Below are 24,298 nucleotides of genomic sequence, written 5' to 3' on the forward strand. Positions count from 1 at the left end.
GCTATTTGAGTGCAGCGACCAAGGCAGCATCCGGGAAGCAGGTGGCGGGGCGTCCGTTTTTTTCTTGCCATTCGCCGATCGAGCGACGGGTCTTGAAACCGGGCAGTCCGTCGGCACTACCCACGTCATATCCCTTGGCCTCCAATGCGCGCTGGAGGGCCGCGATGTCGGAGCGGTAGAGCCCGCCGACGGCACCCCATTCGCCGGCAAAATTGGTGTCGCCGTGAGCGATGCGGTCGGCGCCATGACCGATGAACAGCGCGTAGAGGTCGCTGGTGTTGTATTCCTTCAGCACGTAGAAATTGGGGGTCGCGATGAATGCCGGGCCGCTTCGGCCGGCCGGCATCAGCAGGAAACCTTCGGCCTTCAGCTCGCTGGCGGGAAACGGCTTTCCGCCGACGCGCTTGATGCCCAAGGCTGCCCACTGAGAAATCCTCTTGCCGCGGTCGGGACCTTCGAGCGAACAGGAGACCGTGTCCGGTACGGTGACCTCGAAGCCCCAGCCGCGGCCCTTCACCCAGCCATAGTGGACGAGATAGTTGGCGATCGAGGCCAGCACGTCCGGCGTCGAGTTCCAGATGTCGACACGACCGTCGCCGTCGAAATCCACCGCATGCTTCAGGAACGAGGTCGGCATGAATTGCGGCTGGCCGAGCGCGCCGGCCCAGGACGATTTCATCGCGCCGACCGGAGCCAGTCCCCGTTCGACGATCTCTAGCGCCGCCAGCAGTTCGGTGCGGAAGAAGTCCTTCTTGGTCGACATGAACGCCTTGGTGCCAAGAACCTCGAAGGCGTCATAAGGCATCCTGGCCGCACCGAAGCCGGTCTCGCGGCCCCAGATGGCCAGGAGGATCTCGCCCGGCACGCCATAACGCTTTTCAACGGCCGCCAGCGTCCTGGCATTGGCGGCTTCGCGCGCGCGTCCGCCCGATGAGACCGCGCTGATCGTCTTCTCCGCGAAATAGGCGCCTGGCGAGCCGAACTCAGCCTGATGCTGCTTTTTCGGAGTCGTCGCCTTCTCACCGGGCTTCACCAGGTCGGGCAGCTTGAGATTGGGCTTGATGCCGTCGAAAGCGGCATCGAAGGTTTTTTTGGAAACGCCCTTGGTCTTGGCTTCGGGCCAGAGGTCGTTCTGCAACCAGGCACGGAACTGGTCGTCGATTTTCGCGGCTGAAGCGGGAGTGGCGAGAAGGACTGCCAGCAAGATAAACAGAACCAGTCCGAGAGGCTTGTGCAAGGCACCCCCCTCTGTCCTGCCGGCCATCTCCCCCGCATGGGGGGAGATCAGCAGCTTTGGGCTTGCCGTGCATCCTGCAACGTCGGCAATTAGCGAAAGCAGAGATTGCAGCCAATCTCCCCCCTTGCGGGGGAGATGGCCGGCAGGCCAGAGGGGGGTGTTTGGCACCGACCTCAAAGGGCGCGCAACAATCATAATCCGCACCTTCCCCGCCAATCTTGTCAAAACGCCGTCCGCGAGCGCAAGGCAGCGGACAGCGTACCTTCGTCCAGATAGTCGAGCTCGCCGCCGACGGGGACGCCATGCGCCAGCCGCGTCACCTTGATATCGAAACCGCTCAGTTGGTCGGTGAGATAGTGCGCGGTAGTCTGGCCTTCGACAGTCGCGTTGACGGCGAGGATAACCTCCGTGACCTCGCCGCCGGCGACGCGGTCGACGAGCGAACGGATGTTGAGCTGCTCGGGGCCGATGCCGTCCAGCGGCGAGAGTGTCCCGCCAAGCACGTGGTAGCGGACATTCATCGCGGCCGCCCGCTCCAGCGCCCACAAATCGGATACGTCCTCCACGACGATGATGGTGCCGGCATCGCGGCGCGGATCGGTGCAGATCATGCAAGGGTCCGATGTATCGACATTGCCGCAGGTCGAGCAGATGCGCACCTTGTCGGCCGCCTCGGCCATGGCGCCTGCCAATGGCGAAAGCAGTTGCTCCTTCTTCTTGATCAGGTGCAGGGCGGCGCGTCTGGCCGAGCGTGGACCAAGCCCCGGCACCTTGGCCAGGAGCTGGATCAGGCGTTCGATCTCGGGACCGGCGATTCGCTTCGACATCGCCCTGATCTAGGATTTTTCAAAGTGCTTTGAAACATCCCGCGCCGGAATGTTGCGCCACCGGTCTTTGGCGAACCAGCGCGCGCATGAGGTCAGTTGGCTTCGAGCGGCCGGCCCTGGCTCACAATCATCGCGCCGATATCGTCGGTGTTTTCAGGCGTCGACTGGAATCCCATCGCCGCCTCCTGGGGCGCTTCCTGGATCGAACTGATCATCACTCTCTTGTTCGAGCCACCGCCGAAACGAGCGGCATCCGGCTCTTCCATCGGCTCCTGCATCGCAACGATTGTCTGCCTGGCCGGAACACGGGCGGATTTCGCGGCCGGCGCAACCGAGGCGGTCATAAAGGCCTGCTCGGACGGAGCGGAGCGCGCGGTGGCCGTCCTCGCCGGCAACGCCGGCTCGGCGGAAGCGACAAGCGTCACGGGCGCGGCGGGCATGGGAGCGGGCGGCGCCATGGCTACGGCGACCTGGTTCTCATCGGGCAGCGGCTGCCAGTTGCGGCCGCGCTTTTCGTAGAAGGCGTTGCCACCGGCGACCATGGTGTAATGCATGTTCTTGTAGGGGAAGCGCAGACCGGCGGTGTGGAAGTACATTGTGTTCTTTAGCTTGGCCTTGCGCTCGCCGCGAAGAACGGCGGCAGCGGCTTCCTCCACATCTGGCATGGCGCGCGAGTTCATCGGCCTGGTCATGACACCCGGCGCGAACTGCCCAGGTTCGCCGACAACGTCGCAGATGGTGTTGCCGTGTTTGCCGGAGCGCAGCCGGTTCATCACCACCGTGCCGACGGCGATCATCCCGTCACGGCTCGAGCGGTTGGACTCGAAGAACATCGCCCGCTCCAGGCACTCCTTGTCCTTGGGGGTATGGCCAAACGGGCGCGAACTCATGAAACTCGGCGTGATGGCATCTGTGAGGCTGGCGACTGACATGCCGTGGGAAGTCGTCTGGCTGCAGCCGGCTAGGAACAGGGGGGAAGTGACGATGCCGAGCAACAGCGGCATCTTCCATCGCGTGACGATCAACAGGTTACCCTCATTTCGGCCCGCCCCCAGGCTGCGGCAAGAATGAGACACTTTCAGGCGAAATGATGGCCAAAGCGTTATTATTGAGGCTCTGTTGCCAAACTGGTACAGTTGCGTGGCAAAACTTCGGTCATGGCTCCTGCGGATTTTCCGCCAGATGTCCGGGCTCCGCCTGCTCGAACGTCTCGGAAAACAGGCCGCGCCGAAGAAACATCGCCCTCGCCTCCCTCGCCTTGGGGCCGATCAGCGCCGGCCAGCCGTTTTCGATGAACTCCACCCTGGTGAAGTCCGCGCTCGACTCGCCGGCCGCCTCCAGCAAATCCCCCATCTCCAGGACGATCACGCGCTCGTCCTTCGACAGAACCGACTTTCCGGACTCGATCGAGGGGCGGTGGACGAAATCCTCGAACAGGCCGAAGTACCCCCGGATGCCGACGAGGTCAGCCCCGGCGTCGCAATCCGCCAGGATTTCGAGGATCTCGAAGATCCTGTTGCGTAGGCGCTGCTCGATCAGTCTTTCGGAAGGCTCCTCGGTCATCGCATACCGCCGCCCTATTCAGCGTTCGAGCGTGTTTTGGCGAGAAGACACGCATGTCGGAATGACCTGGATCAAAATGGCAGTTTCATTCCCGGCGGGATCGGCAGCCCGGCGGTCAAATTCTTGGTCTTTTCCTGCATGATCTGCTCGACCTTGGCCTTGGCGTCGTTGTGGGCGGCGAGAACCAGATCCTCGAGAATCTCGACATCGTCCTCCTTGAAAAGGGACGGGTCGATCTTCAATGACTTCATCTCGAATTTTCCGGTCAGCACCACATTGACCAGGCCGCCGCCGGCTTGGCCGGAGGCCTCCAGCGTCGCAATTTCATCCTGCATAGCCTGAAACTTGGCCTGCATTTCCTTCGCTTTGCCCATCAGGCCGAGAAGATCTTTCATGGTCGGGTCCTTTGCGGATTATGGCTGGTCAGTTTCGTCGTCGTCCGCCGGCGGTTCGACCGGCACCTCGGCCTCGCCCGCGTCGGCCTCCGGCGCGTCGGGAATGCGCACGTCGATGATCTTGGCGCCGGGAAAACGCGACAGGATGGCGGCCACGGTCGGATCACTCTTGGCATCGAGGAACGCGCTCTCGCGCTTGGTGGTTTCCAACTCGGCCAGCGTCGGGCCACCCTGCTCCTTCGACAACGAGACCAGCCAGCTTCGCCCAGTCCAGGCACGCAGCTTGGTCGTCAGGTCGTTGAGCAGCATTTTGGGCGCATCGTCGGTCAGGCTGACGTCGATGCGGCCGGGCTCGATGCGCACAAGGCGGATGCAGCGCTTGACGAGCACCTTGAAGGCCATGTCACGCTGGGCGTCGGCGAGCGTAACGATGTCGGCAAGCGATTTCACCGGCGGCGATGGCGCCTCCACGACCGGTTCCGGCGGAGCGACATAGGCGGCAGGCGCTGGCGGGGCCTCAGCCATTGGCGACGCCTCTACCAGCCGCATGGTCTGCGCCCCGCCCGAACCGCCCGGCATGCGGGTCTGCGCGACCGCGCTCGTGCCGCCGCCATTACCGTTGCCCGAACCCGCCGGAGTCCCATTCGGGCGCGGCGCGGCGTTCTGCGCAGCTCCAGCGCCATCCAGCGATCGCAAGGCTTCGTCAAGCGTCGGCAGGTCGGCGGCGTGCGCCAGCCGGATCAGCACCATTTCGGCAGCGCTGACCGGCCGGTTGGAGGACTGGACCTCGGGAATGCCCTTGAGCAGCATCTGCCAGGTTCGCGACAGCACCTTGACCGACAGCGTCCTGGCGAAATCGGCGCCGCGGTCCCGCTCATCCTGCGACAGCGAGGCATCTTCTACAGCCGTCGGCACGAAACGCAGCCGGGTGACGAGGTGGTTGAACTCGGCAAGGTCGGTCAACACCGCCGCCGGGTCGGCGCCGGTATCGTATTGCGTGCGGAATTCGGCTAGTGCGGCGGCAACATCGCCCTTCATGACATGATCGAACAGGTCGACGATGCGGGCGCGGTCGGCGAGCCCCAGCATCGCTCGCACCGCATCGGCGCCGACGGCGCCGGCGCCGTGCGCGATCGCCTGGTCGAGGATTGAAAGCGAATCGCGAGCCGAGCCTTCGGCGGCGCGCGCGATCATCGCCAAGGCTTCGTCGTCGACGGAGATGCCTTCCTTGGCCGCGATGGCGGAGAGATGCGCCACCAGCGCGCCGGCATCGATGCGCCTCAGGTCGAACCGCTGGCAGCGCGACAGGACGGTGATCGGGACCTTGCGGATCTCGGTGGTGGCGAAGATGAACTTGACGTGCGGCGGCGGCTCTTCCAGCGTCTTCAAGAGGCCATTGAAGGCCTGCGTGGAGAGCATGTGCACTTCGTCGATGATGTAGACTTTGTAACGGGCCGATACCGGCGCGTACCGCACACGCTCGATGATGTCCCTGATGTCGTCGATGCCGGTGTGGGAGGCGGCATCCATCTCGATGACATCGACATGGCGGCCTTCCATGATCGCCTGGCAATGCTCGCCGAGCAGGGCAAGGTCGACCGAAGGCTGGTCCATATCGGCGGTCTTGTAGTTCAGCGCGCGCGCCAATATGCGAGCGGTCGTGGTCTTGCCGACACCACGCACTCCGGTCAGCATCCAGGCCTGGGCGATGCGGCCGGTGGCGAAGGCGTTGGTGAGCGTTCGCACCATCGGCTCCTGGCCGACCAGTTCAGAGAAATTCGAGGGCCGGTATTTGCGCGCCAGGACACGATAGGCAGCGGCTTTGCCTGTCTCCGGGGCCGCGGCCCCCGAATTTCCGGCTTCGCTCATTCGCCCGTAAAGCTCCAAAAGGCAGTGCCCGAAGGCCTTCGATTCCTGCGCATAGTCTCGCCCGCGCTGCAATGCGTCGTCAATGTCGCGAGAGGGGCCGTTGAGGTGGGAGGCTGGAACAATGACCCGTTCCGGGCTCGTTAGGGCTGCTTCCTTCCGGACCTGACCCGGTTGGCGAGTGGATCGTCCACCACCAACCTCCCGCTTTCCATATCGGCAATTGCGCGATGAAATGCAAGTGCGCAGCATCGCGTGCAATGATTCACTTGCAGCCCTATCGCCTCCGCTCTAGCGTCGTCGGTTCGAGGAAACCAAGAAACACCGAGGAAACGCCGATGATGCCGGGCCTGAAGGCCGGATTCACGCTGGATGCCCGGCTGGAAGCCGACAGCGAGCAGTTGATGTGGCTTGGGCTCTGCGAATTGCGGGTGATGAACGACCGCCGCTGGCCGTGGCTGCTGCTGGTGCCGCAGCGGCCGGGCGCGGAGGAAATTCACGACATGACGCCGCTCGACCAGGCGATGCTGACCTTCGAGACCAACATGGTCGCACAGGCGCTGAAGAAGGCGACCGGTTGCACCAAGATCAATTCCGGGGCGCTCGGCAACATCGTACGGCAGTTGCACATCCACGTCGTCGCGCGGTCGGAAGGCGATGCCGGCTGGCCTGGCCCGGTCTGGGGGCATGGCCTGCGAGAACCCTATCAAGGTTCCGATCTTCGCCGGTTTGCGGAAACCATAAGGGCGGCGCTATAAGCGTGACCCTGTAACCATCCCAAAGTGTCCGTCCCAATTTCAGAGTTCCCATGAGCTTTCGCCTGTTTGACGCGCCGTTGCGCGAACCGAGCCAGTTTGTCGGCTTTGCCGGCAACACGATCGATCGGCAATCTGAGAACCGTGCCGACGATTCGGTCGACAAGGCACTCGCCGATCCCGCAGCGCGGCTGTTGTTGATGAATGCAGGCCGCCTCCATCTGAAGCTCGACGATGGTGGCGGGCTCGATCCATGGTTCGGCTTAGCCGAGAGCGAGCCGGTCGTTCCCTCGCTCGCCGAGGGCGTCCTGCTTGGCTTTTCCAACCAGGGACCGGTGCTGGCGGTGCCGGTCGGGATCGAGGCGGAGCAGTTGCCGGAGACCGTCAAGGCGATCGACTACCGCTCCGTCTACATGCAAGGGCTGATCGACGAGGCGGCCGCCGGCGCGATGGCGCAGGGCGCTGCTCTGCTCGCCTGGCATGCGAGCCATCGCTTCTGCAGCAAATGCGGCACCCAATCGCAGATGCGGGCCGGCGGCTACAAGCGTCATTGCCCCAATTGCGGCACCGAGCATTTTCCCCGCACCGACCCCGTGGCCATCATGCTGACGGCGACACGGGAGAAATGCCTGCTAGGTCGCGGACGACATTTTGCGCCCGGCATGTATTCGGCGCTGGCCGGCTTCATCGAGCCCGGCGAGACGATCGAGTCGGCGGTGCGCCGCGAGACGCTGGAGGAAGCCGGCATCAGGTTGGGCCGTGTCGTTTATCACGCCAGCCAGCCCTGGCCGTTTCCCTATTCGCTGATGATCGGCTGCTTCGGCGAACCGCTCAACGAGGATATCCAGGCCGACCTCAATGAGTTGGAGGATTGCCGCTGGTTCCATCGCGACGAGGTCAAGTTGATGCTGGACAGGCAGCATCCAGACAATCTGGTCACGCCGCCGAAAGGCGCGATCGCGCATCACCTTATTCGTGCCTGGGTCGACAGCGAATGATCAAGGCGACCGTAAAAAATCCTAGGAGCAGGACATGATCCGTCACACCGTCATCTTCACGCTGAAGCATGCGCCGCACTCGCTGGAGGAAAAGCGGTTCCTCGTCGATGCAAAGAAAGCCCTTTCGGCAATAAGGGGCGTTACCCATTTCGAGCAGTTGCGGCAGGTTAGCCCCAAGAACGACTATCAGTTCGGCTTCTCGATGGAGTTCGCCGACCAGGCCGCCTACACCAGGTACAACGATCATCCGGACCACGTCGCCTTCGTGCGTGATCGTTGGGTGCCGGAGGTCGAGAAATTTCTCGAGATCGACTACGTGCCGCTTGGCGCGGTGATCTGAGCGCGAGCGGTCGCGGAAATCCGCGAGCGCATGCCCCGGCAAGACGCGCAACCTAATTGCGACGGGTCGCATTCCTGCGCTTAAAGTTGCAATTTCTGCTCGAACAGATTAAATGCGGTTACGTAACCACATTGGGCGAGCCAGTATGATCACCACGCTTTCGGGTCGCGAGCTCAACCAGGATCTTGGCCGCGCGAAACGGGCTGCCAAGGACGGCCCCGTTATCATCACCGACAGAGGACGGCCAGCGCACGTCCTCTTGTCGTTCGACGAATATAAACGGCTCACCGGTAAAGCGCGGTCGCTCGGTGACATGCTGGCTACGCTGGGAGCGGGTGATCTTGACTTGCCGCTCCCGCCCCGCACGGAACGTGCCGGGCCGGCAGACCTGTCCTGATGTTGTTGCTCGATACCAATGTCGTGGCTGAACTGCGAAAGCTATCGAGCCGCAAGGCGCATCCCAATGTCGTGCTCTGGAACGAAACCGTCGATCCTGCCGAAACCTTCATTTCGTCCGTAGTCCTGCACGAATTGGAGGTTGGCGTGAGACTGGTGGAAAATCACGACGCCATTGCCGGCAAAGTGCTGCGCAATTGGCTGGTGAACGCGGTTCTGACAACATTTTCCGGCCGAATCTTGCCGCTGGACGAAGCAGCGGCCATTCAGGCGGCACAATTTCATGTGCCCAATCCCAAGCCGATCAACGACGCCTATATCGCGGCCACGGCCTTCACCCGCCGGATGACGCTGGTGACGCGCAACATTGCCGATTTCGAGGGAACAGGAGTAGCCCTGGTAAATCCGTGGGACATCCAGGCGTAGGCGTAGGCTTCATGCATACCTTGTCGCCAACGGGCGACACACACTAATCCGCCACCTTCCACTGCTCGCGCGACTCGCTTGCGGGATAGACGCCGAGGATACGCACCTCGCGCGAGAAGAAGCGCAGTTCTTCCAGCGCCAGCTTGACCAGCGGATCGTCCGGATGGCCCTCGATGTCGGCGTAGAACAGCGTCGCGGTGAACGCGCCCAGCTGGTAGCTTTCCAGCTTGGTCATGTTGATGCCGTTGGTGGCGAAGCCGCCCATCGCCTTGTAGAGCGCGGCCGGCACGTTGCGGACGCGGAAGATGAAGGTCGTCATCATCTTGACCCCGGGTGCCGGCCGTTCCGCCCATTGCTTGTTCTTGGTCAGGACGACAAAGCGGGTGACGTTGCTGTCGGTGTCCTCGACATTCTCCTCGATGATGTCGAGCCCGTAGAGCGTCGCGGCCAGCGCCGGCGCAAGCGCGGCCATGCTGCGGTCCTTGACCTCGGAAACCATCTTGGCGGCGCCCGCCGTGTCGCCGGCGACGATCGCCTTCCAGCCATTCTTGCGGATGTATTTGCGGCACTGGCCAAGCGCGTGAATATGGCTGTGGACGGTCGTGATCTCGTCGCGTTTGACGCCGGGCAGGACCATCAGCTGGAAATGGATCGGCAGGAAATATTCGCCGACAATGTGCAGCTTCGATTCCGGCAGCAGATGGTGGATGTCTGCGACGCGCCCGGCGATGGTGTTCTCGATCGGGATCATGGCGAGGTCGGCCTTGCCGGTCTCGACCGCATTGAACGCATCCTCGAAGGTCGGACAGGGCAACGGCTCCATCGAGGGATAGACGTTGCGCGAAGCGGTGTCGGAGTTTGCTCCCGGCTCGCCTTGGAAGGATATTCTGTTGGTCTTTTCAGGCATGCTGGTGTCTCAGTTGGAAAGAATGTGTCTGGCGCGCTCAAGGTCTTGCGGCGTGTCGACACCGAGCGGCAGCGAATGCACGATCTCCGCATCGATGCGCATCCCCCCCTCCAGCGCTCGAAGCTGCTCCAATCGCTCGCGGCGTTCCAGCGCCGACGGCTTCAGCGCGACGAAGCGTTCCAGGGCGGCGCGCCGGTAGGCATAGAGGCCGACATGGTGATAGAGCGGCCCCTCGCCCCACGGCGCGGTCGCGCGGGTGAAATAAAGCGCACGCAGCCGGCTGGCGGAGAGCGGCGAACCGACGATCTTGACGACGTTCGGATTGGTCTTTTCCTCGTCGCGGACGATCTCGACGCCCAGTGTGGCGATATCCACGGCGCCGTTCTCGAAGGGCTTAAGCGATGCGGCGATGATATCCGGATCGATGGTGGGGAGGTCGCCTTGCACATTGACGATGGTCTCGACCTCGCGGCCCGGGTCGAGCGCGAGCAGGGCCTCGTGAATGCGATCCGAACCGGATTCGTGATCCATGCGCGTCATCACCGCCTCGAAACCATGCGCGCGCACAGCATCGGACACGCTTTGCGTATCGGTCGCCACCACGACTCGGCCGAGGCCGGCCTCGGTGGCGCGGCGGGCGACATGGACGATCATCGGCGCGCCGGCGATGTCGGCCAGAGGCTTGCCCGGCAGGCGGGTCGAGGCCATTCGGGCCGGTATCAGGATCAGCGTGGACATATGATGTGAGGGGCGCTCAAAGAGGACAGGGAAAAGTGGCAAAAGGTCTCACTGGAGGGGCCCTTATAGGTGTTGCAACGCCGCAGCAAAAGACCTAGTTTCCGCCCGATTTGGCGGCTTTCGACAGCTGGTCACGATACCGACGGACGGAGTGGACGGATCTGTCCGCCGGAAAAGGGAGCAAGGGGCGTATGGATTCCAACGAAGTCAACAAGCTGCTCGCCGGATTGCTCGGAACTGTTTTCGTCGTGTTCTCTGTCGGGCTGGTGTCCAACGCGCTATTTGCCTCGCCTTCCCCGGAAAAGCCGGGCTTCGCGATCGAGGCTGCAGAGCCGGCCGAAGGCGGTGCGGCTGCCCCCGCCGCCGAAGCCAAGCCGATCGCCGAGTTGCTGGCGGCTGCCAATGTCGAAGCGGGCGCTGCCGTGTTCAAGAAATGCCAGGCCTGTCATTCCGGCGAAAAGGGCGGCCCTAACAAGGTCGGTCCCGATCTGTGGGACGTCGTCGACCGTCCCGTGGCCGAACATGAAGGCTTCGCCTACTCGGCCGGCATGAAGGAATTCTCCAAAGGCGGCGCCGAGAAGTGGACTTACGACAATCTGAACCACTTCATCACCTCGCCGAAGAAGTTCGTCAAAGGCACCGCCATGGGCTTCGCCGGGCTGCCCAAGGACGAGGAGCGCGCCAACGTCATCGCCTATCTGCGCACCCTGTCCGACAACCCCAAGCCGCTGCCGGCGCCAGGAGCTGCCGCTGACGCCAGCGCACCCGCCAAGCCGGCCGAGGCAGCCCCGGCGAAGCCGGCAGAGGGCGCCGCACCGGCCAAGCCTGCCGAGCCTGCTCCGGCTGCGCCTGCGGCACCGGCTGCGCCAGCCGCTCCGGCGCCGGCCGCTCCGGCTCCGGCTCCGGCTCAATAAAACAAATCGTTGCCGCGATGATCTTGAAAAAGCCGGGTTCAGCCCGGCTTTTTCGTCAGGAGAATTGCGTGGACGGCGACAAAGCCATGCATGGCGGTTTTCAGCCGCGCCAAATCATCTAGAATGCGGTTCTGGATTGAACTGGCGCGCATCGCGAAGAGGATAGTGCATGAAGGTTGGCCGAACGCTTCGCAAGTCGATCCTGGCGGCTGCCCTTCTGGCCGCAGGATTGCAAGCTACCCAGGCGGACGAATGGCGCACCACCTCATCGCTGATTGGCGAATCCAAATACGGCGACAATTTCCAGCGCTACGACTACGTCAATCCCGATGCGCCCAAGGGCGGCACACTGAATGCGGTGGTATTAGGCACATTCGACAGTTTCAACCCCTATGTCGTGCAAGGGTCTCCGGCGGCCGGTCTGGTGGGGTTCGGTGGCGGACTGCTCTACGACACGCTGATGGAGCAGGCGACCGATGAAGGCAGTGTCAGCCATCCCCTGATTGCCGACGCTTACAAATATCCGGCCGATTATTCCTCGGCCACCTACCGGCTCGACCCCCGCGCAATATGGCATGATGGCCAGCCGATCACCGTTGACGACGTGATCTGGTCGTTCAAGGTGCTGAAGGCCAACAGCCCTCAATACAGTCGTTACTTCGAAAACGTGACGGATGCGGTGGCGACCTCCGATCGCGAGGTCGAGTTTCATTTCAGCCAGAAAGGCAACCGGGAATTGCCGAAGATCATCGGCGATCTGGCCGTGCTGCCTAAACACTGGTGGGAAGGCGTGGATGCCAAAGGCAACAAGCGTGACATCACAAGGCCCACGCTGGAAATTCCGCTCGGCTCGGCCGCCTACAAGATAGCCAGCTTCAAGCCGGGCTCCGAAATCGTTTGGCAGCGCGTGCCGGACTATTGGGCGGCAAAGCTACCGGTAAAGGTCGGACGCGAGAATTTCGACACGCGCCGATACACCTACATCCTTGACGACAACGCGGCCTGGCTGGCCTTCACCAAGGGCGGGCTGGAAGACGTCAATCGAGAATACAGCTCACGCAAATGGGCAACCGCTTATAATTTTCCGGCTTTCGAGGCCGGCGACGTCATCAAGAAGGATTTCCAGAGCCAAGCGCCACAGCCGATGCAAGGCTTTGTCCTCAACCAGCGAAAGCCGCTCTTCCAAGATCGATTGGTTCGCGAGGCACTGACCTTACCATTCGATTTCGAGAGCATGAATCGCACCTTGTTCTTCGGCTTCAACACACGCACATCAAGCTATTTCCAAGGTACCGAAATGGCTTCGAGCGGACTGCCGCAGGGCAAGGAGCTGGAGATCCTTGAAAAATACCGCGACACGCTGCCTCCAGAACTGTTCACGCAGGAGTTCAAGCTGCCGGTCTACGATTCGCAGCAATCCGAGCGAAAGTACCTGAAGCAGGCTGTCGATCTGTTCGCCAGGGCGGGATGGGTCATCAAGGGCGGCAGAATGGTCAACGCCAAGACCGGCACGCCGTTCAAGTTCGAGATCCTCGGCTGGAATGACACCGACCAGGTCATCGCCAGCCCCTATATAGCCAATCTGCGCAAGATCGGTGTCGACGCTTCGCTACGCAACATCGACCAGACCCAGTACGTCAATCGCGTCAGCAATTTCGATTTCGATGTCGTCACCGGCTTGTTCGGGCAGTCGGATTCGCCCGGCAACGAGCAGCGCGATTTCTGGAGTTCGAAGGCAGCAGACGCGCCTGGTTCGCGCAATCTGATGGGCATCAAGAATCCGACCGTCGATGCGCTGGTCGACCGCATCATCTTTGCAACGGGTCGCGAGGACCTCATCGCCGCCACCCATGCGCTAGACCGGGTGCTGCTGTGGAACTTTTACGTTGTGCCTCAATATCATCGCTCCGCAGTGTGGCTGGCCTATTGGGACAAGTTCAAATTGCCCGACAGGCAGCCTGGCTATGTCGGCGCGGACCTCGATTCCTGGTGGATCGACCCTGACAAGGAAAAGGCGCTCGCCGCCAAGTACAAGAGCAGCAATTGATGGCGCTCCTGCCTCGCCGCAGCTTTCTGGCATTGAGCGGCTCAGCGGCACTCATTGCCCTGCTTCCGGGCCGGGCCTTTGCCGATCTTGCCACCGGCACCAAGCTGCACGGCCTGTCGGCGTTTGGCGACCTTAAGTACAAACCCGACTTTGCCCGCTTCGACTATGCAGACGTAAACGCTCCGGCCGGCGGCATCTTCAACTTCTCGCCGCCGAACTGGGGCTACAACCAGGATACGCAGACTTTCAACACGTTGAATTCTTTCGCCGACAAGGGCGACGCACCACCGCGCATGGAGATGTGCTTCGATGCCCTGATGGTGAGGGCCCTCGACGAACCCGACACGGTCTACGGCCAGCTTGCCGACGGCGTGACGCTTTCCGACGATCGCAACAGCTTCACCTTTTCGCTGCGCCCGCAAGCGCGTTTCCATGATGGTTCGCCGCTAACTGCACAAGATGCAGCCTTCACCTTCAACCTTTACAAGGACAAGGGTCATCCTCAGCTGTCGCTGCCGCTGACACATATGGCGGACGCGGCTGCGTTGGACGACCATACGCTTCGGCTCACCTTCTCCGGGAAGCAATCGGCTCGAACGGTCCTCAACATCGTGGAGTTTCCGATCCTGTCGAAGGCCTTTTACACGGCCAATCCATTCGATTCCTCGCAGTTGAATCCGCCGCTCGGCTCCGGGGCCTATAAGGTCGGCCGCTTCTCGGCCGGCGCATGGATCGAATACCACCGCGTGCCGGATTATTGGGCGCGCGACCTTGCGGTCAATCGGGGCCAGAACAATTTTGACGTCATCCGCATAGAGTTCTATCAGAATCGTGCCGCCGCCTTCGAAGCCTTCAAGAAGGGCGAGATTACCTACCGCGAGGAGTTTACCTCACGCGTCTGGGCGACTGCTTACGACTTCCCCGCATTGACCGCCGGCAAGGTAGTCAAGCACGAGTTTCCTGCCGAGAGGCGTCCGACAATGCAGGGAACCGCGGTCAACCAGCGCCGCGAACAGTTTCGTGACGCGCGGGTGCGGCAGGCGATCGCTCTCTGCTTCGACTTCGAGTGGACACGACGCAATTTTTTCTACGGCTCGTATGAGCGCTCGCAATCCTGCTTCGAGAAATCGGACTTTCGCGCCGAAGGACAGCCATCGTTGCAGGAACTGGCTCTGCTAGAACCCCTCCGTGCCCAGCTTCCACCCGAGGTCTTCGGTCAAGCTGTCAGCCTGCCGACCTCCGATGGATCCGGTCGCGACCGCAAACTGCTTGGGCAAGCTGTCAAGCTTCTGGCAGCAGCCGGCTGGAAACGGTCGGGCGATTTCGTCGTCAACGGGAAAGGGGCGAGGCTGTCGGCCGAATTCATGGTCGATGACGAGACCTTCGTGCAGGTCTATTCGCCGTGGGTGGCAAACATGAGGGCGATCGGCATCGATGCATCGATCCGGCTGGTGGATTCCGCGCAATACCAGGCCAGGCAAGCGACGTTCGACTTCGATCTTCTGTCGGCTGCCTTCTCGTTCAGCGCCACCCCGACGCGCGACGATCTGGAAGTCTTCTTCCATTCCAATACCGCCGACGTCTCCGGTTCGCGCAATTTGCCGGGTATCGCGAGCCCTGCAGTCGACGCACTGATCGACGCCGTGGGCAAGGCAACGGATCGAGAATCGCTGACGGTCGCGATGCGGGCGCTGGACCGGGTCTTGCGCGCGCGGTTCGATTGGATTCCTAGTTGGTTCCTGGCGAATCACCGAAGCGCCTATTGGGACATGTTCGGCTTTCCCGAACAGAAGCCTGATTTCGGCTTTCCGGTCGAGACGCTGTGGTGGTTCGATAAGGGCAAGGCGGCAAGAATTGGCAAAGGCTGAGATGTACGCTCGACGGGGGCAGAAGGCCTGATGGGCGCCTATATTCTGCGCCGCATTCTTTTGATGATCCCGACCCTGTTCGGCATCATGGCGATCTCCTTCGCCGTCATTCAATTCGCCCCGGGCGGCCCGGTCGAACAGGTCATCGCCCGACTGACCAACCAGGGCGGCAGCGATCGCCTCGGCGGCGGCGGCGGTGATGCAGGCAGCGGCGCCAATTTTGACGTGTCTGGCGATGTAAGTTCGAAATACCGTGGGGCGCAGGGGCTCGACCCCGAATTCATCAAGAAGCTGGAAAAGCAATTCGGCTTCGACAAGCCGCCGCTTGAGCGTTTCGGCATGATGCTGTGGAATTATGCCCGCTTCGACTTCGGCGACAGCTACTTCCGCGACATTTCGGTGCTCGACCTGATCCTGGAAAAGATGCCGGTGTCGATCTCGATCGGGCTGTGGATCACGCTTTTGTCTTATCTGATCTCGATCCCGCTCGGCATCCGCAAGGCGGTCAAGGACGGCACGCCGTTCGATGTCTGGACAAGCGGCGTCGTCATCGTCGGCTACGCCATTCCGGGTTTCCTGTTCGGCATCATGCTGATGGTGCTGTTTGCGGGCGGATCGTTCTGGGACTGGTTCCCGTTGCGGGGTCTCACCTCGGACAATTGGGATCAGCTGTCCTGGTGGGGGAAGATCGTAGATTATTTCTGGCACATGACCTTGCCGCTGACAGCGCTGGTGCTGTCGGCTTTCGCGACGACCACGCTGCTGACCAAGAACTCGTTCCTCGAAGAAATCCGCAAGCAGTATGTGGTGACGGCCCGCGCCAAGGGACTGTCCGAACGGCAGGTCCTCTATGGCCACGTCTTCCGCAACGCCATGCTGATCGTCATCGCCGGCTTCCCCGGCGCCTTCATCTCGGCTTTCTTCACCGGCTCGCTGCTGATCGAGAACATCTTCTCCCTGGACGGCCTCGGCCTGCTTGGTTTCCGGTCCGTAGTTGAGCGTGACTATCCCGTGGTGTTCGCCAATCTCTACATCTTCTCGCTGCTTGGGCTGTTCGTCGGATTGCTGTCCGACCTTCTCTACACCTGGGTCGATCCGCGCATCGATTTCGAGCGGAGAGACATTTGATGTCGGAGGCCACCGTCACCGGCGACACTGCGCCCGCCCGGATCAAGCGGCCTTTCCTGTCGCCGCTCAACCAGCGCCGCCTGCAGAATTTCAAGGCCAATCGTAGAGGCTTCTGGTCGCTGTGGATCTTCCTCTTCTTGTTCGTGCTGTCGGTGTTCTCCGAATTCATCGCCAACGACAAGCCCATCATCGCCTCCTACAAGGGTGAAATCCTGTTTCCGGTCCTGGTCGCCTACCCCGAGGAAAAATTCGGCGGTTTCTATGCCGTCACCGATTATCGCGACCCGGTCATCCAGGACGAGATCAACGCCAATGGCTGGATGATCTGGCCGCCGGTGCGCTACTCCTACCAGACCGTCAACAACGCAATTCCGGAAGCGGCACCCGCCAAGCCGTCCTGGGAATACGACGCCAAGACGCGCTGCAACCAGTATCCGCAAGGGGCTGCCGATCCGGCCTGCATCGTCGGCAACTGGAATTGGCTCGGCACGGATGATCAGGCGCGCGACGTGCTGGCGCGCGTCATCTACGGTTTCCGCATCTCGGTGCTGTTTGGCCTGATCCTGACCGCAGGCTCGGCTGCTATCGGCGTCGCGGCCGGCGCCCTTCAAGGCTATTTCGGTGGCTGGACGGATCTCTTGTTCCAGCGTTTCATCGAAATTTGGTCCGCCATCCCGGTGCTCTACCTTCTGCTCATCGTTGCCGCCATCCTGCCGCCGGGCTTCTTCATCCTGCTCGGCCTGATGCTGCTGTTTTCCTGGGTGGCGCTGGTCGGCGTGGTGCGGGCGGAGTTCCTGCGCGCCCGAAATTTCGAATATGTCAACGCGGCCAGGGCGCTTGGCGTGCCCAACCGCACCATCATGTTTCGGCACCTGCTGCCCAACGCCATGGTGGCGACACTGACCTTCATGCCCTTCCTGCTGTCAGGTTCGATCTCGACGCTAACCTCGCTCGACTATCTCGGCTTCGGCCTACCGCCCGGCTCGGCCTCGCTCGGCGAATTGCTGAAGCAGGCGCAGCGCAACCTCAACGCGCCATGGCTGGGTATTTCCGGCTTCGTGGTGATTTCGCTGATGCTGTCGCTGCTGGTGTTCGTCGGCGAAGCGACGCGCGACGCGTTCGATCCGCGCAAGGCGTTCAGATGAGCGAAGTCCTCCTTTCTGTGCGTGATCTCAGCGTCGCCTTCACCCAAGGCGGCAACCAATCGATAGCCGTCGACCACATTTCATTCGACATCGCCAAGGGCGAGACCGTGGCGCTGGTCGGCGAGTCCGGCTCCGGCAAATCCGTCTCGGCGCTTTCGGTGCTGAAGCTGCTGCCCTATCCAAGCGCCAGCCACCCCTCGGGCAAGATCCTGTTCCAGGGCGAAGACCTGCTCGCGATGAGCGAAAAGCAGTTGCGGCAAGTGCGCGGCAACAAGATCACCATGATCTTCCAGGAGCCGATGACATCGCTCAATCCGCTGCACACGATCGAGCATCAGATTGTCGAGATCCTGAAACTGCATCAGGGCATGGCCGACCGCCCGGCCAGGCAACGCACACTGGCCTTGCTCAACGAAGTGGGCATCCGCGAGCCGGAAAAACGCCTCGATGCCTATCCGCATCAGCTCTCCGGCGGCCAACGCCAGCGCGTCATGGTCGCCATGGCGCTGGCGAACGAACCTGAACTTTTGATCGCCGACGAGCCGACGACGGCGCTCGACGTCACCGTGCAGGCGCAGATCCTGGAATTGCTGGCCGGATTGAAGAGCCGCAAGGGCATGTCGATGCTGTTCATCACCCATGATCTCGGCATCGTGCGCAAGATTGCCGACCGCGTCTGCGTGATGACCAAGGGCAAGATCGTCGAGACCGGACCGACCAAGGAGATCTTCGCCAATCCGCAGCATGCTTATACCAAGCACTTGCTGGCGGCCGAACCGAAGGGCAAGCCGCCGGCCTCCAATGCCGATGCCAAGCCTGTCATGACCGGCAAGGACATCAAGGTCTGGTTCCCGATCAAGAAGGGATTTTTCCGGACCACCGTCGACAATGTGAAGGCGGTCGACGGCATCGACGTCACCGTGCGCGCCGGCCAGACGCTCGGCGTGGTTGGCGAGTCCGGTTCGGGCAAGACGACGCTGGGCCTGGCGCTGGCGCGCATGATCTCGTCGACCGGAACGATCCGGTTCAATGGGCACGACATCGACAAGCTCTCCTTCGACGCCATGCGGCCACTCAGGCGCGAATTGCAGATCGTCTTCCAGGACCCTTTCGGGTCGCTGAGCCCGCGCATGTCGATCGCCGAGATCATCGAGGAAGGTCTGAAAATCCACGAGCCGAAGCTGTCGGCCGACGAACGCGACGACAAGGTGGCCGCCGTGCTGAAGGAGGTCGGCCTCGACCCGGCCACCCGCAACCGTTACCCGCACGAGTTCTCCGGCGGGCAGCGCCAGCGCGTCGCCATCGCGCGCGCCATGGTGCTGAAGCCGCGCTTCGTGATGCTGGACGAACCGACCTCGGCACTCGACATGAGCGTGCAGGCGCAGGTCGTCGACCTCCTGCGCAATCTGCAGGCCAAGCACGACCTCGCCTATCTCTTCATCAGCCATGACCTCAGGGTTATCCGGGCGCTCGCCAATGACGTCATCGTCATGCGCAACGGCAAGATCGTCGAAGCAGGCCCCTCCCGGCAGATTTTTGAAGATCCGCAAACCGACTATACTCGGGCGCTGATCTCGGCAGCGTTCAAGATCGAGACGGCGCCGGTCGGCATCGTCAGCCAGTGATTGCATAAGAGGGACTACAAGACTGCCATGGAAAAAGGCCGCATCCTGCTTGCCGTCACCGGCTTCCATCCGCAGCGCTGGCGCGACCTGTTGTCGGCCGAGCGCGACGTCGTGCTGGAGCCGAATGGCGCCGGCGACCCGTCGATAACCTATGCGGTGGTGTGGAAACAGAAGCCGAACCTGTTGTCGTCCCTGCCCAACCTGCGCGCCATCTTCTCGATCGGCGCCGGCGTCGACCATATTTTCGCCGATCCCGGCCTGCCGGACGTGCCGATCGTCAGGGTTGTCGCCGATAATCTGACCCAGTACATGACCGAATATGTCGTCTGGCGCGTTCTGGACCACCACCGGCAAGGACTGCTCTACCGGTCGCAGCAATCGAAAAAGATCTGGCACGAGCCGCCGCAAAGACCGGCCGGCGACATTTCCGTAGGCATTATGGGGCTCGGCAATCTGGGGCGCGCGGCGGCTTCGGTGCTGCTGTCGCTTGGCTTCGCCGTCAACGGCTGGTCTCGCGGCGATCGGCCGATGCAAGGCGTTTCCACCTATGCCGGCGAGGCAGGACTTATCCCGTTCCTCAACGCCACCGACATACTGGTCGTGCTGCTGCCGCTGACCCCCGACACACAAGGCATCATCGATTACGGCGTGCTGAAGGAATTGCGCAAGCGCAACGGGCTGGGCGGCTCCGTGCTGATCAACGCAGGGCGCGGTCGCCTGCAGAAGGACGCTGATATCGTGCGGGCGCTGGATGACGGCACGCTGAAAGAGGCGAGCCTCGACGTGTTCGAGGTCGAGCCGTTGCCGAAGACCAGCCCGCTTTGGAGCCATTCCAAGGTGTTCGTGACGCCGCATGCAGCGGCGACCTCGGATCCGGTCCACCTGGCGCCGATCATGCTGCGCCAGATGGATGCTTTCGAACGGGGCGAGACGCTGGAGAACCTGGTCGATCGCAAAGCGGGTTACTAACCCAACTCCGGGGGCGTGAGCGAGGCCTCAGCTTGAGGGGTCAGCCGGGCAGGACGAACTTCTTCTGCTCGTCAGGCTTGTCGCAGTCGCGGCGATTGATCGACCGGTTCATGGCGTCGATTTCGCCGGTCGCCCTGTCGATGTCGCGCTGGCGCTGCGAGCGCATGTCCGGCGTGAATGGGCCGAACCCCATCGCCGGATTGGAAAATGTCGGCTTGACCTGTGTCGAAAGGTTGTATTGCTGCGCCAGCCCGTCGCGCTGGGCCAACAGTTCATCGCAGGGAACGGCGTCGTAGCGGAGCGACGACTGTACATTGTCGTCCTGCCGCTCGGACGTCGAATTGCCGACGCAGCCCGCGGTGGCCAGACAGGATGCCAAGACAATCAGGTTCCAGCGCATCGTATGTCTCCCTTTCCCGATATCCCGCGGCCTACATCACCCCGCCTGCGACTGGGGCTTTTTCGAACCACCGACCCTGCGTGCCGGATGGTAACACGCGGGCTCAAGCATGCGGCGACCTGACCGCCAGAATGACCAGCCCACTGACAGGTTCCCTGCGGTCCTGACGGATGACAGTGGTTTCCAGCGACAGGACCAAGAACCCGTTGGCAGCCAGGACCTCCCTGACATAGCGTTCCGAATGCGCATAGCGACGCGACGGCTGCAATACGAAATCGCCATCGCCGTCCAGCTTCTCGACCGAAAAGGCGAACAGGCCATCGTCGACCAGCAGGCCGGCGATCCTGTTCACCGCGCCGCCGAGCGCGCCGATATAGATGAAAACATCGGTGACGGTGACCAGATCGGCTTTCGGGCCGGCACGGGCAAAGTCGCGCAGGTCCGCCTTTGCGACTTCGTCATAGATCCCCTTGGCCCGCGCCCGCCTGAGCATGCCGGCCGAAATGTCATATCCTTCGAGCCTATCGGCGATCGGCCGCAGCCTTTGCCCCATCAAGCCGGTGCCACAGCCGAGATCAAGCACGAGGGCAAAGCGGCCGGGCCTCGCTGTTCGTATGGCCCGCTCAAGCAGTTCAGGCACCCGATAGCCGAGTTTGTCGACCAGCGATTCATCGAAGCTGTCGGCGTAGTGGTCGAACAGCGCCTCTACGAAGGCGCCGGGCGGCCCGCTTGTCGGCGGCGCCTTGCCGATCAGTTGCAGCTTGAGCGCAGCACCCAGGCGATCCGCCGGTTCGAGCTTCAGCGCCATTGTCCAGGCCTGCGCGGCCAGCTCCAACGCGCCGGCCGATTCCTGAAACTCGCCGAGGCGAAACCAGCCGGCCGTCCATTGCGGAACCAGTTCCAGCGCGCCAAGCAGAAGTTCGGCCGCCTGGGCATGATCGCCGTCCGCGTGGAGCATCTCGGCATAGTCGGCGCGGCGGTCGGCGTTCAGGTCGCCGGACGACGTCTGAAACGGTTTCATCGTGTCGGGCCCTATCGGAGGATCGAGACGACCATGCTATGCGGTAGTCAGCAGGCACTGACAACAGCCTTTCCGCGCCGGAATTGTATCCTATCTCTAGGGGCATGCGCGCCAGCGATCTGCTTCATCCCCGGCCCCAGGGCCTCTACTGCCCGCCGGGCGATTTCTTCATCGATCCGGTGCGCCCGGTTAATCGCGCGCTCATCACGCATGGCCATTCCGACCACGCGCGTTCGGGGCATGGCTCGGTGCTGGCGACGAAGCAGACGCTGGACATCATGGGCCTGCGCTACGGCGAGGATTTCGCGGCGGCCACACAGACGGCACGGCTGGGCGAGATCATCGACCTCAACGGGGTCAAGGTCAGTTTCCACCCGGCAGGCCATGTACTGGGTTCCGCCCAGATTGCCGTGGAGCACCAGGGCGTCCGCATCGTCGCCTCCGGGGACTACAAGCGGCGCCGGGATGCGACCTGCGCTCCGTTCGAGCCGGTGGCCTGCGATGTGTTCATCACCGAGGCCACATTCGGCCTGCCGGTTTTCCGTCATCCTCCGGACACGGAGGAGATCGCGCGCCTGCTCAAATCGGTCGACCAGTTTCCCGAACGCTCGCATCTGGTCGGCGCCTATGCGCTCGGCAAGGCGCAGCGGGTAATGCGGCTGTTGCGCGATGCGGGTTACGACCGGCCGCTCTACATCCATGGCGCACTGGCCAAGCTCAGCGAATATTACCAAGGCCAAGGTATCGATCTGGGGACCCTGCAGCCGGCAACCGTTGAGGGCGGCAAGGGTAGTTTCGCCGGCGCCATTGTCGTCGGTCCTCCATCGGCTTTCGCCGATCGCTGGGCGCGGCGCTTTCCCGATCCGATTTCATGCTTCGCCTCCGGCTGGATGCGCATCCGCCAGCGCGCCAAGCAAGGCGGTGTCGAACTGCCGCTGATCATTTCGGACCACGCCGACTGGGACGAGCTGACCACCACCATCCACGAGACGGGAGCCGAGGAGATATGGGTGACGCATGGCCGCGAAGAGGCGCTGGTCCGCTGGTGCGAGCTCGAAGGCATCACCGCGCGGCCATTGCATCTGGTCGGCTACGAGGACGAAGGCGACTGATGGCATGAACCGCTTCGCCGAACTTCTCGACCGGCTGGTGCTGACGCCGTCGCGCAACGGCAAGCTGACCTTGCTGACCGATTATTTCCGCACCGTCGAAGATCCGGACAGGGGCCTGGCGCTGGCCGCCATCACCGGCGATCTCACCATTGCCGCGGTCAAGCCGGCGATGCTGCGCAGCCTGGTCACCGAACGCATGGACCCGGTCCTGTTCGGCTATTCCTACGATTATGTCGGCGATCTTGCGGAGACGGTTTCGCTGGTCTGGCCGCCCTCGCCGGGACATATCCCCAACCGCGATCCGACGCTTGGCGAGGTCGTGGCGAAACTTCAATCGGCCAGCCGTTCCGATGGGCCGAAGGTGCTGGCGGGGCTGCTCGACAGTTCCGGCAGCTCGGCGCGCTTTGCCATCATCAAGCTTGTCACCGGCGGACTGCGCATCGGCGTCTCGGCACGGCTGGCCAAACAGGCGCTGGCGGATTTCGGCAATGTCGACGTCGCCGAGATCGAGGAACTTTGGCACGGGCTGTCGGCACCCTACCTTGCGCTGTTCGCGTGGCTCGAGGGCAAGGCCGAGAAGCCGCGAAACACGGCATTCGCCCTGTTCAGGCCCGTGATGCTGTCCAATCCGGTCAATGACGGCGATCTCGAAAAGCTCAATCCGGCGGATTACGCGGCCGAGTGGAAATGGGACGGCATCCGTGTTCAAGCGGTGGCCGAGGGGGGCATCCGCCGGCTCTATTCGCGCACCGGCGACGATGTTTCCGGCGCCTTTCCAGATCTCGCCGACGCGATGGATTTTTCCGCAACGCTGGATGGGGAACTGCTTGTCGGCGATCCCCGGCAGGGCACGCGAAGCTTCTCGGATTTGCAGCAGAGGCTGAACCGCAAGACGGTGACGCCCAGGATGCAGCAGCAATATCCAGCCTTCATGCGCTGCTACGACCTGCTGCAGATCGGCGATGAGGATTTGCGCGCGTTGCCGTTTCGCGACCGGCGCGGCCGCCTCGAGAGCTTCATGAAGACACTCGACCCCAGCCGCTTCGACCTCTCGCCCTTTGTCGACTTCACGGATTGGGACACGCTGGAGGAATTGCGCCGGGCGCCCCCCCATCCGATCATCGAAGGGGTGATGCTGAAGCGCTGGGATTCGCCCTATGTCGCCGGCCGGCCGAAAGGTCCGTGGTTCAAGTGGAAGCGCGATCCGCATACGGTAGACGCCGTGCTGATGTATGCGCAGCGGGGCCACGGCAAGCGCTCGAGCTTCTATTCCGACTACACGTTCGGCGTCTGGTCCGGCCCGGAGGGCGAGGAAGAGCTGGTGCCGGTCGGCAAGGCCTATTTCGGCTTCACCGACGAAGAACTGAAGCAGATCGACAAATATGTGCGCGACAACACGATCGAACGCTTCGGACCGGTGCGCTCGGTCCGGGCCGACCGCGACAATGGCCTGGTGCTGGAGGTCGCATTCGAAGGGCTCAACCGGTCGACGCGGCACAAATCCGGTGTCGCGATGCGCTTTCCCCGTGTGTCGCGGCTGCGCTGGGACAAGCCCACCAACGAGGCGGACCGCATCGAAACGCTACAGGCCCTGCTCGATCGCTGATTTGCGGGATGTCCT

General features: G+C 62.5%; 24 protein-coding genes and 1 other RNA gene. 14 read left to right on the forward strand and 11 right to left on the reverse strand.

Features of this window, described 5'->3' with window-relative positions; translation table 11 throughout:
- Position 1: 1 nt before the first annotated feature.
- From LB513_RS20320 to ffs, 7 genes are all read right to left on the reverse strand, one after another.
- Complete coding sequence (locus LB513_RS20320; protein WP_224665301.1) at positions 2-1,264, reverse strand: lytic murein transglycosylase; 1,263 nt, start codon at positions 1,262-1,264, stop codon at positions 2-4.
- A 194-nt stretch (positions 1,265-1,458) separates the two neighbouring features.
- Positions 1,459-2,064, reverse strand: coding sequence for a recombination mediator RecR (gene recR, locus LB513_RS20325; RefSeq protein ID WP_224665302.1), 606 nt, complete (start codon positions 2,062-2,064; stop codon positions 1,459-1,461).
- Positions 2,065-2,156: 92 nt separating this feature from the next.
- On the reverse strand, positions 2,157-3,089 hold the full coding sequence (locus LB513_RS20330; protein WP_224665303.1) for a cell wall hydrolase: 933 nt from the start codon (positions 3,087-3,089) through the stop codon (positions 2,157-2,159).
- A gap of 130 nt (positions 3,090-3,219) precedes the next feature.
- Positions 3,220-3,627, reverse strand: coding sequence for a hypothetical protein (locus LB513_RS20335; RefSeq protein WP_224665304.1), 408 nt, complete (start codon positions 3,625-3,627; stop codon positions 3,220-3,222).
- Positions 3,628-3,698: 71 nt separating this feature from the next.
- A complete protein-coding gene (locus LB513_RS20340; protein ID WP_224665305.1) occupies positions 3,699-4,022 on the reverse strand; it encodes a YbaB/EbfC family nucleoid-associated protein in 324 nt (107 codons plus the stop codon).
- An 18-nt stretch (positions 4,023-4,040) separates the two neighbouring features.
- Positions 4,041-5,891, reverse strand: coding sequence for a DNA polymerase III subunit gamma/tau (locus LB513_RS20345; protein WP_224665306.1), 1,851 nt, complete (start codon positions 5,889-5,891; stop codon positions 4,041-4,043).
- Positions 5,892-5,996: 105 nt separating this feature from the next.
- Positions 5,997-6,093: signal recognition particle sRNA small type (gene ffs, locus LB513_RS20350), an RNA gene on the reverse strand.
- Positions 6,094-6,226: 133 nt separating this feature from the next.
- Between ffs and LB513_RS20355 the strand changes: the two genes are divergently transcribed.
- The 5 genes from LB513_RS20355 to LB513_RS20375 all read left to right on the forward strand — a co-directional run bounded on the left by LB513_RS20355 (position 6,227) and on the right by LB513_RS20375 (position 8,803).
- Positions 6,227-6,646 carry an HIT domain-containing protein gene (locus LB513_RS20355; protein WP_224665307.1) on the forward strand — a complete coding sequence of 140 codons (420 nt, stop codon included), beginning with the start codon at positions 6,227-6,229 and terminating at the stop codon, positions 6,644-6,646.
- Positions 6,647-6,696: 50 nt separating this feature from the next.
- Positions 6,697-7,641 carry an NAD(+) diphosphatase gene (gene nudC / locus LB513_RS20360; protein ID WP_224665308.1) on the forward strand — a complete coding sequence of 315 codons (945 nt, stop codon included), beginning with the start codon at positions 6,697-6,699 and terminating at the stop codon, positions 7,639-7,641.
- Between the two features lie 34 nt (positions 7,642-7,675).
- The gene (locus tag LB513_RS20365) at positions 7,676-7,981 is read left to right on the forward strand and encodes a Dabb family protein (protein WP_224665309.1); all 306 of its coding nucleotides are present in this window, start codon (positions 7,676-7,678) and stop codon (positions 7,979-7,981) included.
- Between the two features lie 145 nt (positions 7,982-8,126).
- Positions 8,127-8,378: a type II toxin-antitoxin system Phd/YefM family antitoxin gene (locus LB513_RS20370; protein ID WP_224665310.1), complete on the forward strand. Its 252-nt coding sequence runs from the start codon at positions 8,127-8,129 to the stop codon at positions 8,376-8,378.
- Complete coding sequence (locus LB513_RS20375; RefSeq protein WP_224665311.1) at positions 8,378-8,803, forward strand: type II toxin-antitoxin system VapC family toxin; 426 nt, start codon at positions 8,378-8,380, stop codon at positions 8,801-8,803. Before LB513_RS20370 ends, LB513_RS20375 begins: the two co-directional genes overlap by 1 nt.
- A gap of 43 nt (positions 8,804-8,846) precedes the next feature.
- On the opposite strand, the gene LB513_RS20380 is transcribed toward LB513_RS20375, so the two are convergent.
- Positions 8,847-9,710 (reverse strand): prephenate dehydratase, encoded by an 864-nt coding sequence (locus LB513_RS20380; protein ID WP_224665312.1) that lies wholly within the window; start codon positions 9,708-9,710, stop codon positions 8,847-8,849.
- A 9-nt stretch (positions 9,711-9,719) separates the two neighbouring features.
- Entirely contained in the window at positions 9,720-10,448 is a 729-nt protein-coding gene (locus tag LB513_RS20385) for a 3-deoxy-manno-octulosonate cytidylyltransferase (protein ID WP_224665313.1), read from the reverse strand.
- Between the two features lie 191 nt (positions 10,449-10,639).
- Between LB513_RS20385 and LB513_RS20390 the strand changes: the two genes are divergently transcribed.
- From LB513_RS20390 to LB513_RS20420, 7 genes are all read left to right on the forward strand, one after another.
- The gene (locus LB513_RS20390; protein ID WP_224665314.1) at positions 10,640-11,362 is read left to right on the forward strand and encodes a c-type cytochrome; all 723 of its coding nucleotides are present in this window, start codon (positions 10,640-10,642) and stop codon (positions 11,360-11,362) included.
- Between the two features lie 169 nt (positions 11,363-11,531).
- Positions 11,532-13,409 (forward strand): extracellular solute-binding protein, encoded by a 1,878-nt coding sequence (locus tag LB513_RS20395; RefSeq protein ID WP_224665315.1) that lies wholly within the window; start codon positions 11,532-11,534, stop codon positions 13,407-13,409.
- Complete coding sequence (locus LB513_RS20400) at positions 13,409-15,277, forward strand: extracellular solute-binding protein (RefSeq protein WP_224665316.1); 1,869 nt, start codon at positions 13,409-13,411, stop codon at positions 15,275-15,277. The genes LB513_RS20395 and LB513_RS20400 overlap by 1 nt, the downstream gene beginning before the upstream one ends.
- Before the next feature lie 30 nt (positions 15,278-15,307).
- Positions 15,308-16,405 (forward strand): microcin C ABC transporter permease YejB, encoded by a 1,098-nt coding sequence (locus LB513_RS20405; protein ID WP_224665317.1) that lies wholly within the window; start codon positions 15,308-15,310, stop codon positions 16,403-16,405.
- On the forward strand, positions 16,405-17,550 hold the full coding sequence (locus LB513_RS20410; protein ID WP_224665318.1) for an ABC transporter permease: 1,146 nt from the start codon (positions 16,405-16,407) through the stop codon (positions 17,548-17,550). Before LB513_RS20405 ends, LB513_RS20410 begins: the two co-directional genes overlap by 1 nt.
- On the forward strand, positions 17,547-19,175 hold the full coding sequence (locus tag LB513_RS20415; protein ID WP_224665319.1) for an ABC transporter ATP-binding protein: 1,629 nt from the start codon (positions 17,547-17,549) through the stop codon (positions 19,173-19,175). Before LB513_RS20410 ends, LB513_RS20415 begins: the two co-directional genes overlap by 4 nt.
- Before the next feature lie 27 nt (positions 19,176-19,202).
- A complete protein-coding gene (locus tag LB513_RS20420; protein ID WP_224665320.1) occupies positions 19,203-20,144 on the forward strand; it encodes a 2-hydroxyacid dehydrogenase in 942 nt (313 codons plus the stop codon).
- A 40-nt stretch (positions 20,145-20,184) separates the two neighbouring features.
- Here the strand turns inward: LB513_RS20420 and LB513_RS20425 are convergent, their stop codons facing one another.
- Positions 20,185-20,544, reverse strand: coding sequence for a hypothetical protein (locus LB513_RS20425; RefSeq protein WP_224665321.1), 360 nt, complete (start codon positions 20,542-20,544; stop codon positions 20,185-20,187).
- Positions 20,545-20,647: 103 nt separating this feature from the next.
- Positions 20,648-21,565, reverse strand: coding sequence for a class I SAM-dependent DNA methyltransferase (locus LB513_RS20430; protein WP_224665322.1), 918 nt, complete (start codon positions 21,563-21,565; stop codon positions 20,648-20,650).
- A gap of 104 nt (positions 21,566-21,669) precedes the next feature.
- Here LB513_RS20430 and LB513_RS20435 point away from each other — a divergent pair, with 104 nt between their 5' ends.
- Together LB513_RS20435 and LB513_RS20440 are read left to right on the forward strand one after the other, a co-directional pair.
- Positions 21,670-22,677, forward strand: coding sequence for a ligase-associated DNA damage response exonuclease (locus LB513_RS20435; RefSeq protein WP_224665323.1), 1,008 nt, complete (start codon positions 21,670-21,672; stop codon positions 22,675-22,677).
- Positions 22,678-22,681: 4 nt separating this feature from the next.
- On the forward strand, positions 22,682-24,283 hold the full coding sequence (locus LB513_RS20440) for a cisplatin damage response ATP-dependent DNA ligase (protein WP_224665324.1): 1,602 nt from the start codon (positions 22,682-22,684) through the stop codon (positions 24,281-24,283).
- The last annotated feature ends 15 nt before the right edge of the window (positions 24,284-24,298 follow it).

Origin of the sequence: Mesorhizobium sp. ES1-1, from assembly GCF_020164785.1 — a bacterium.
Taxonomy (GTDB): domain Bacteria; phylum Pseudomonadota; class Alphaproteobacteria; order Rhizobiales; family Rhizobiaceae; genus Mesorhizobium.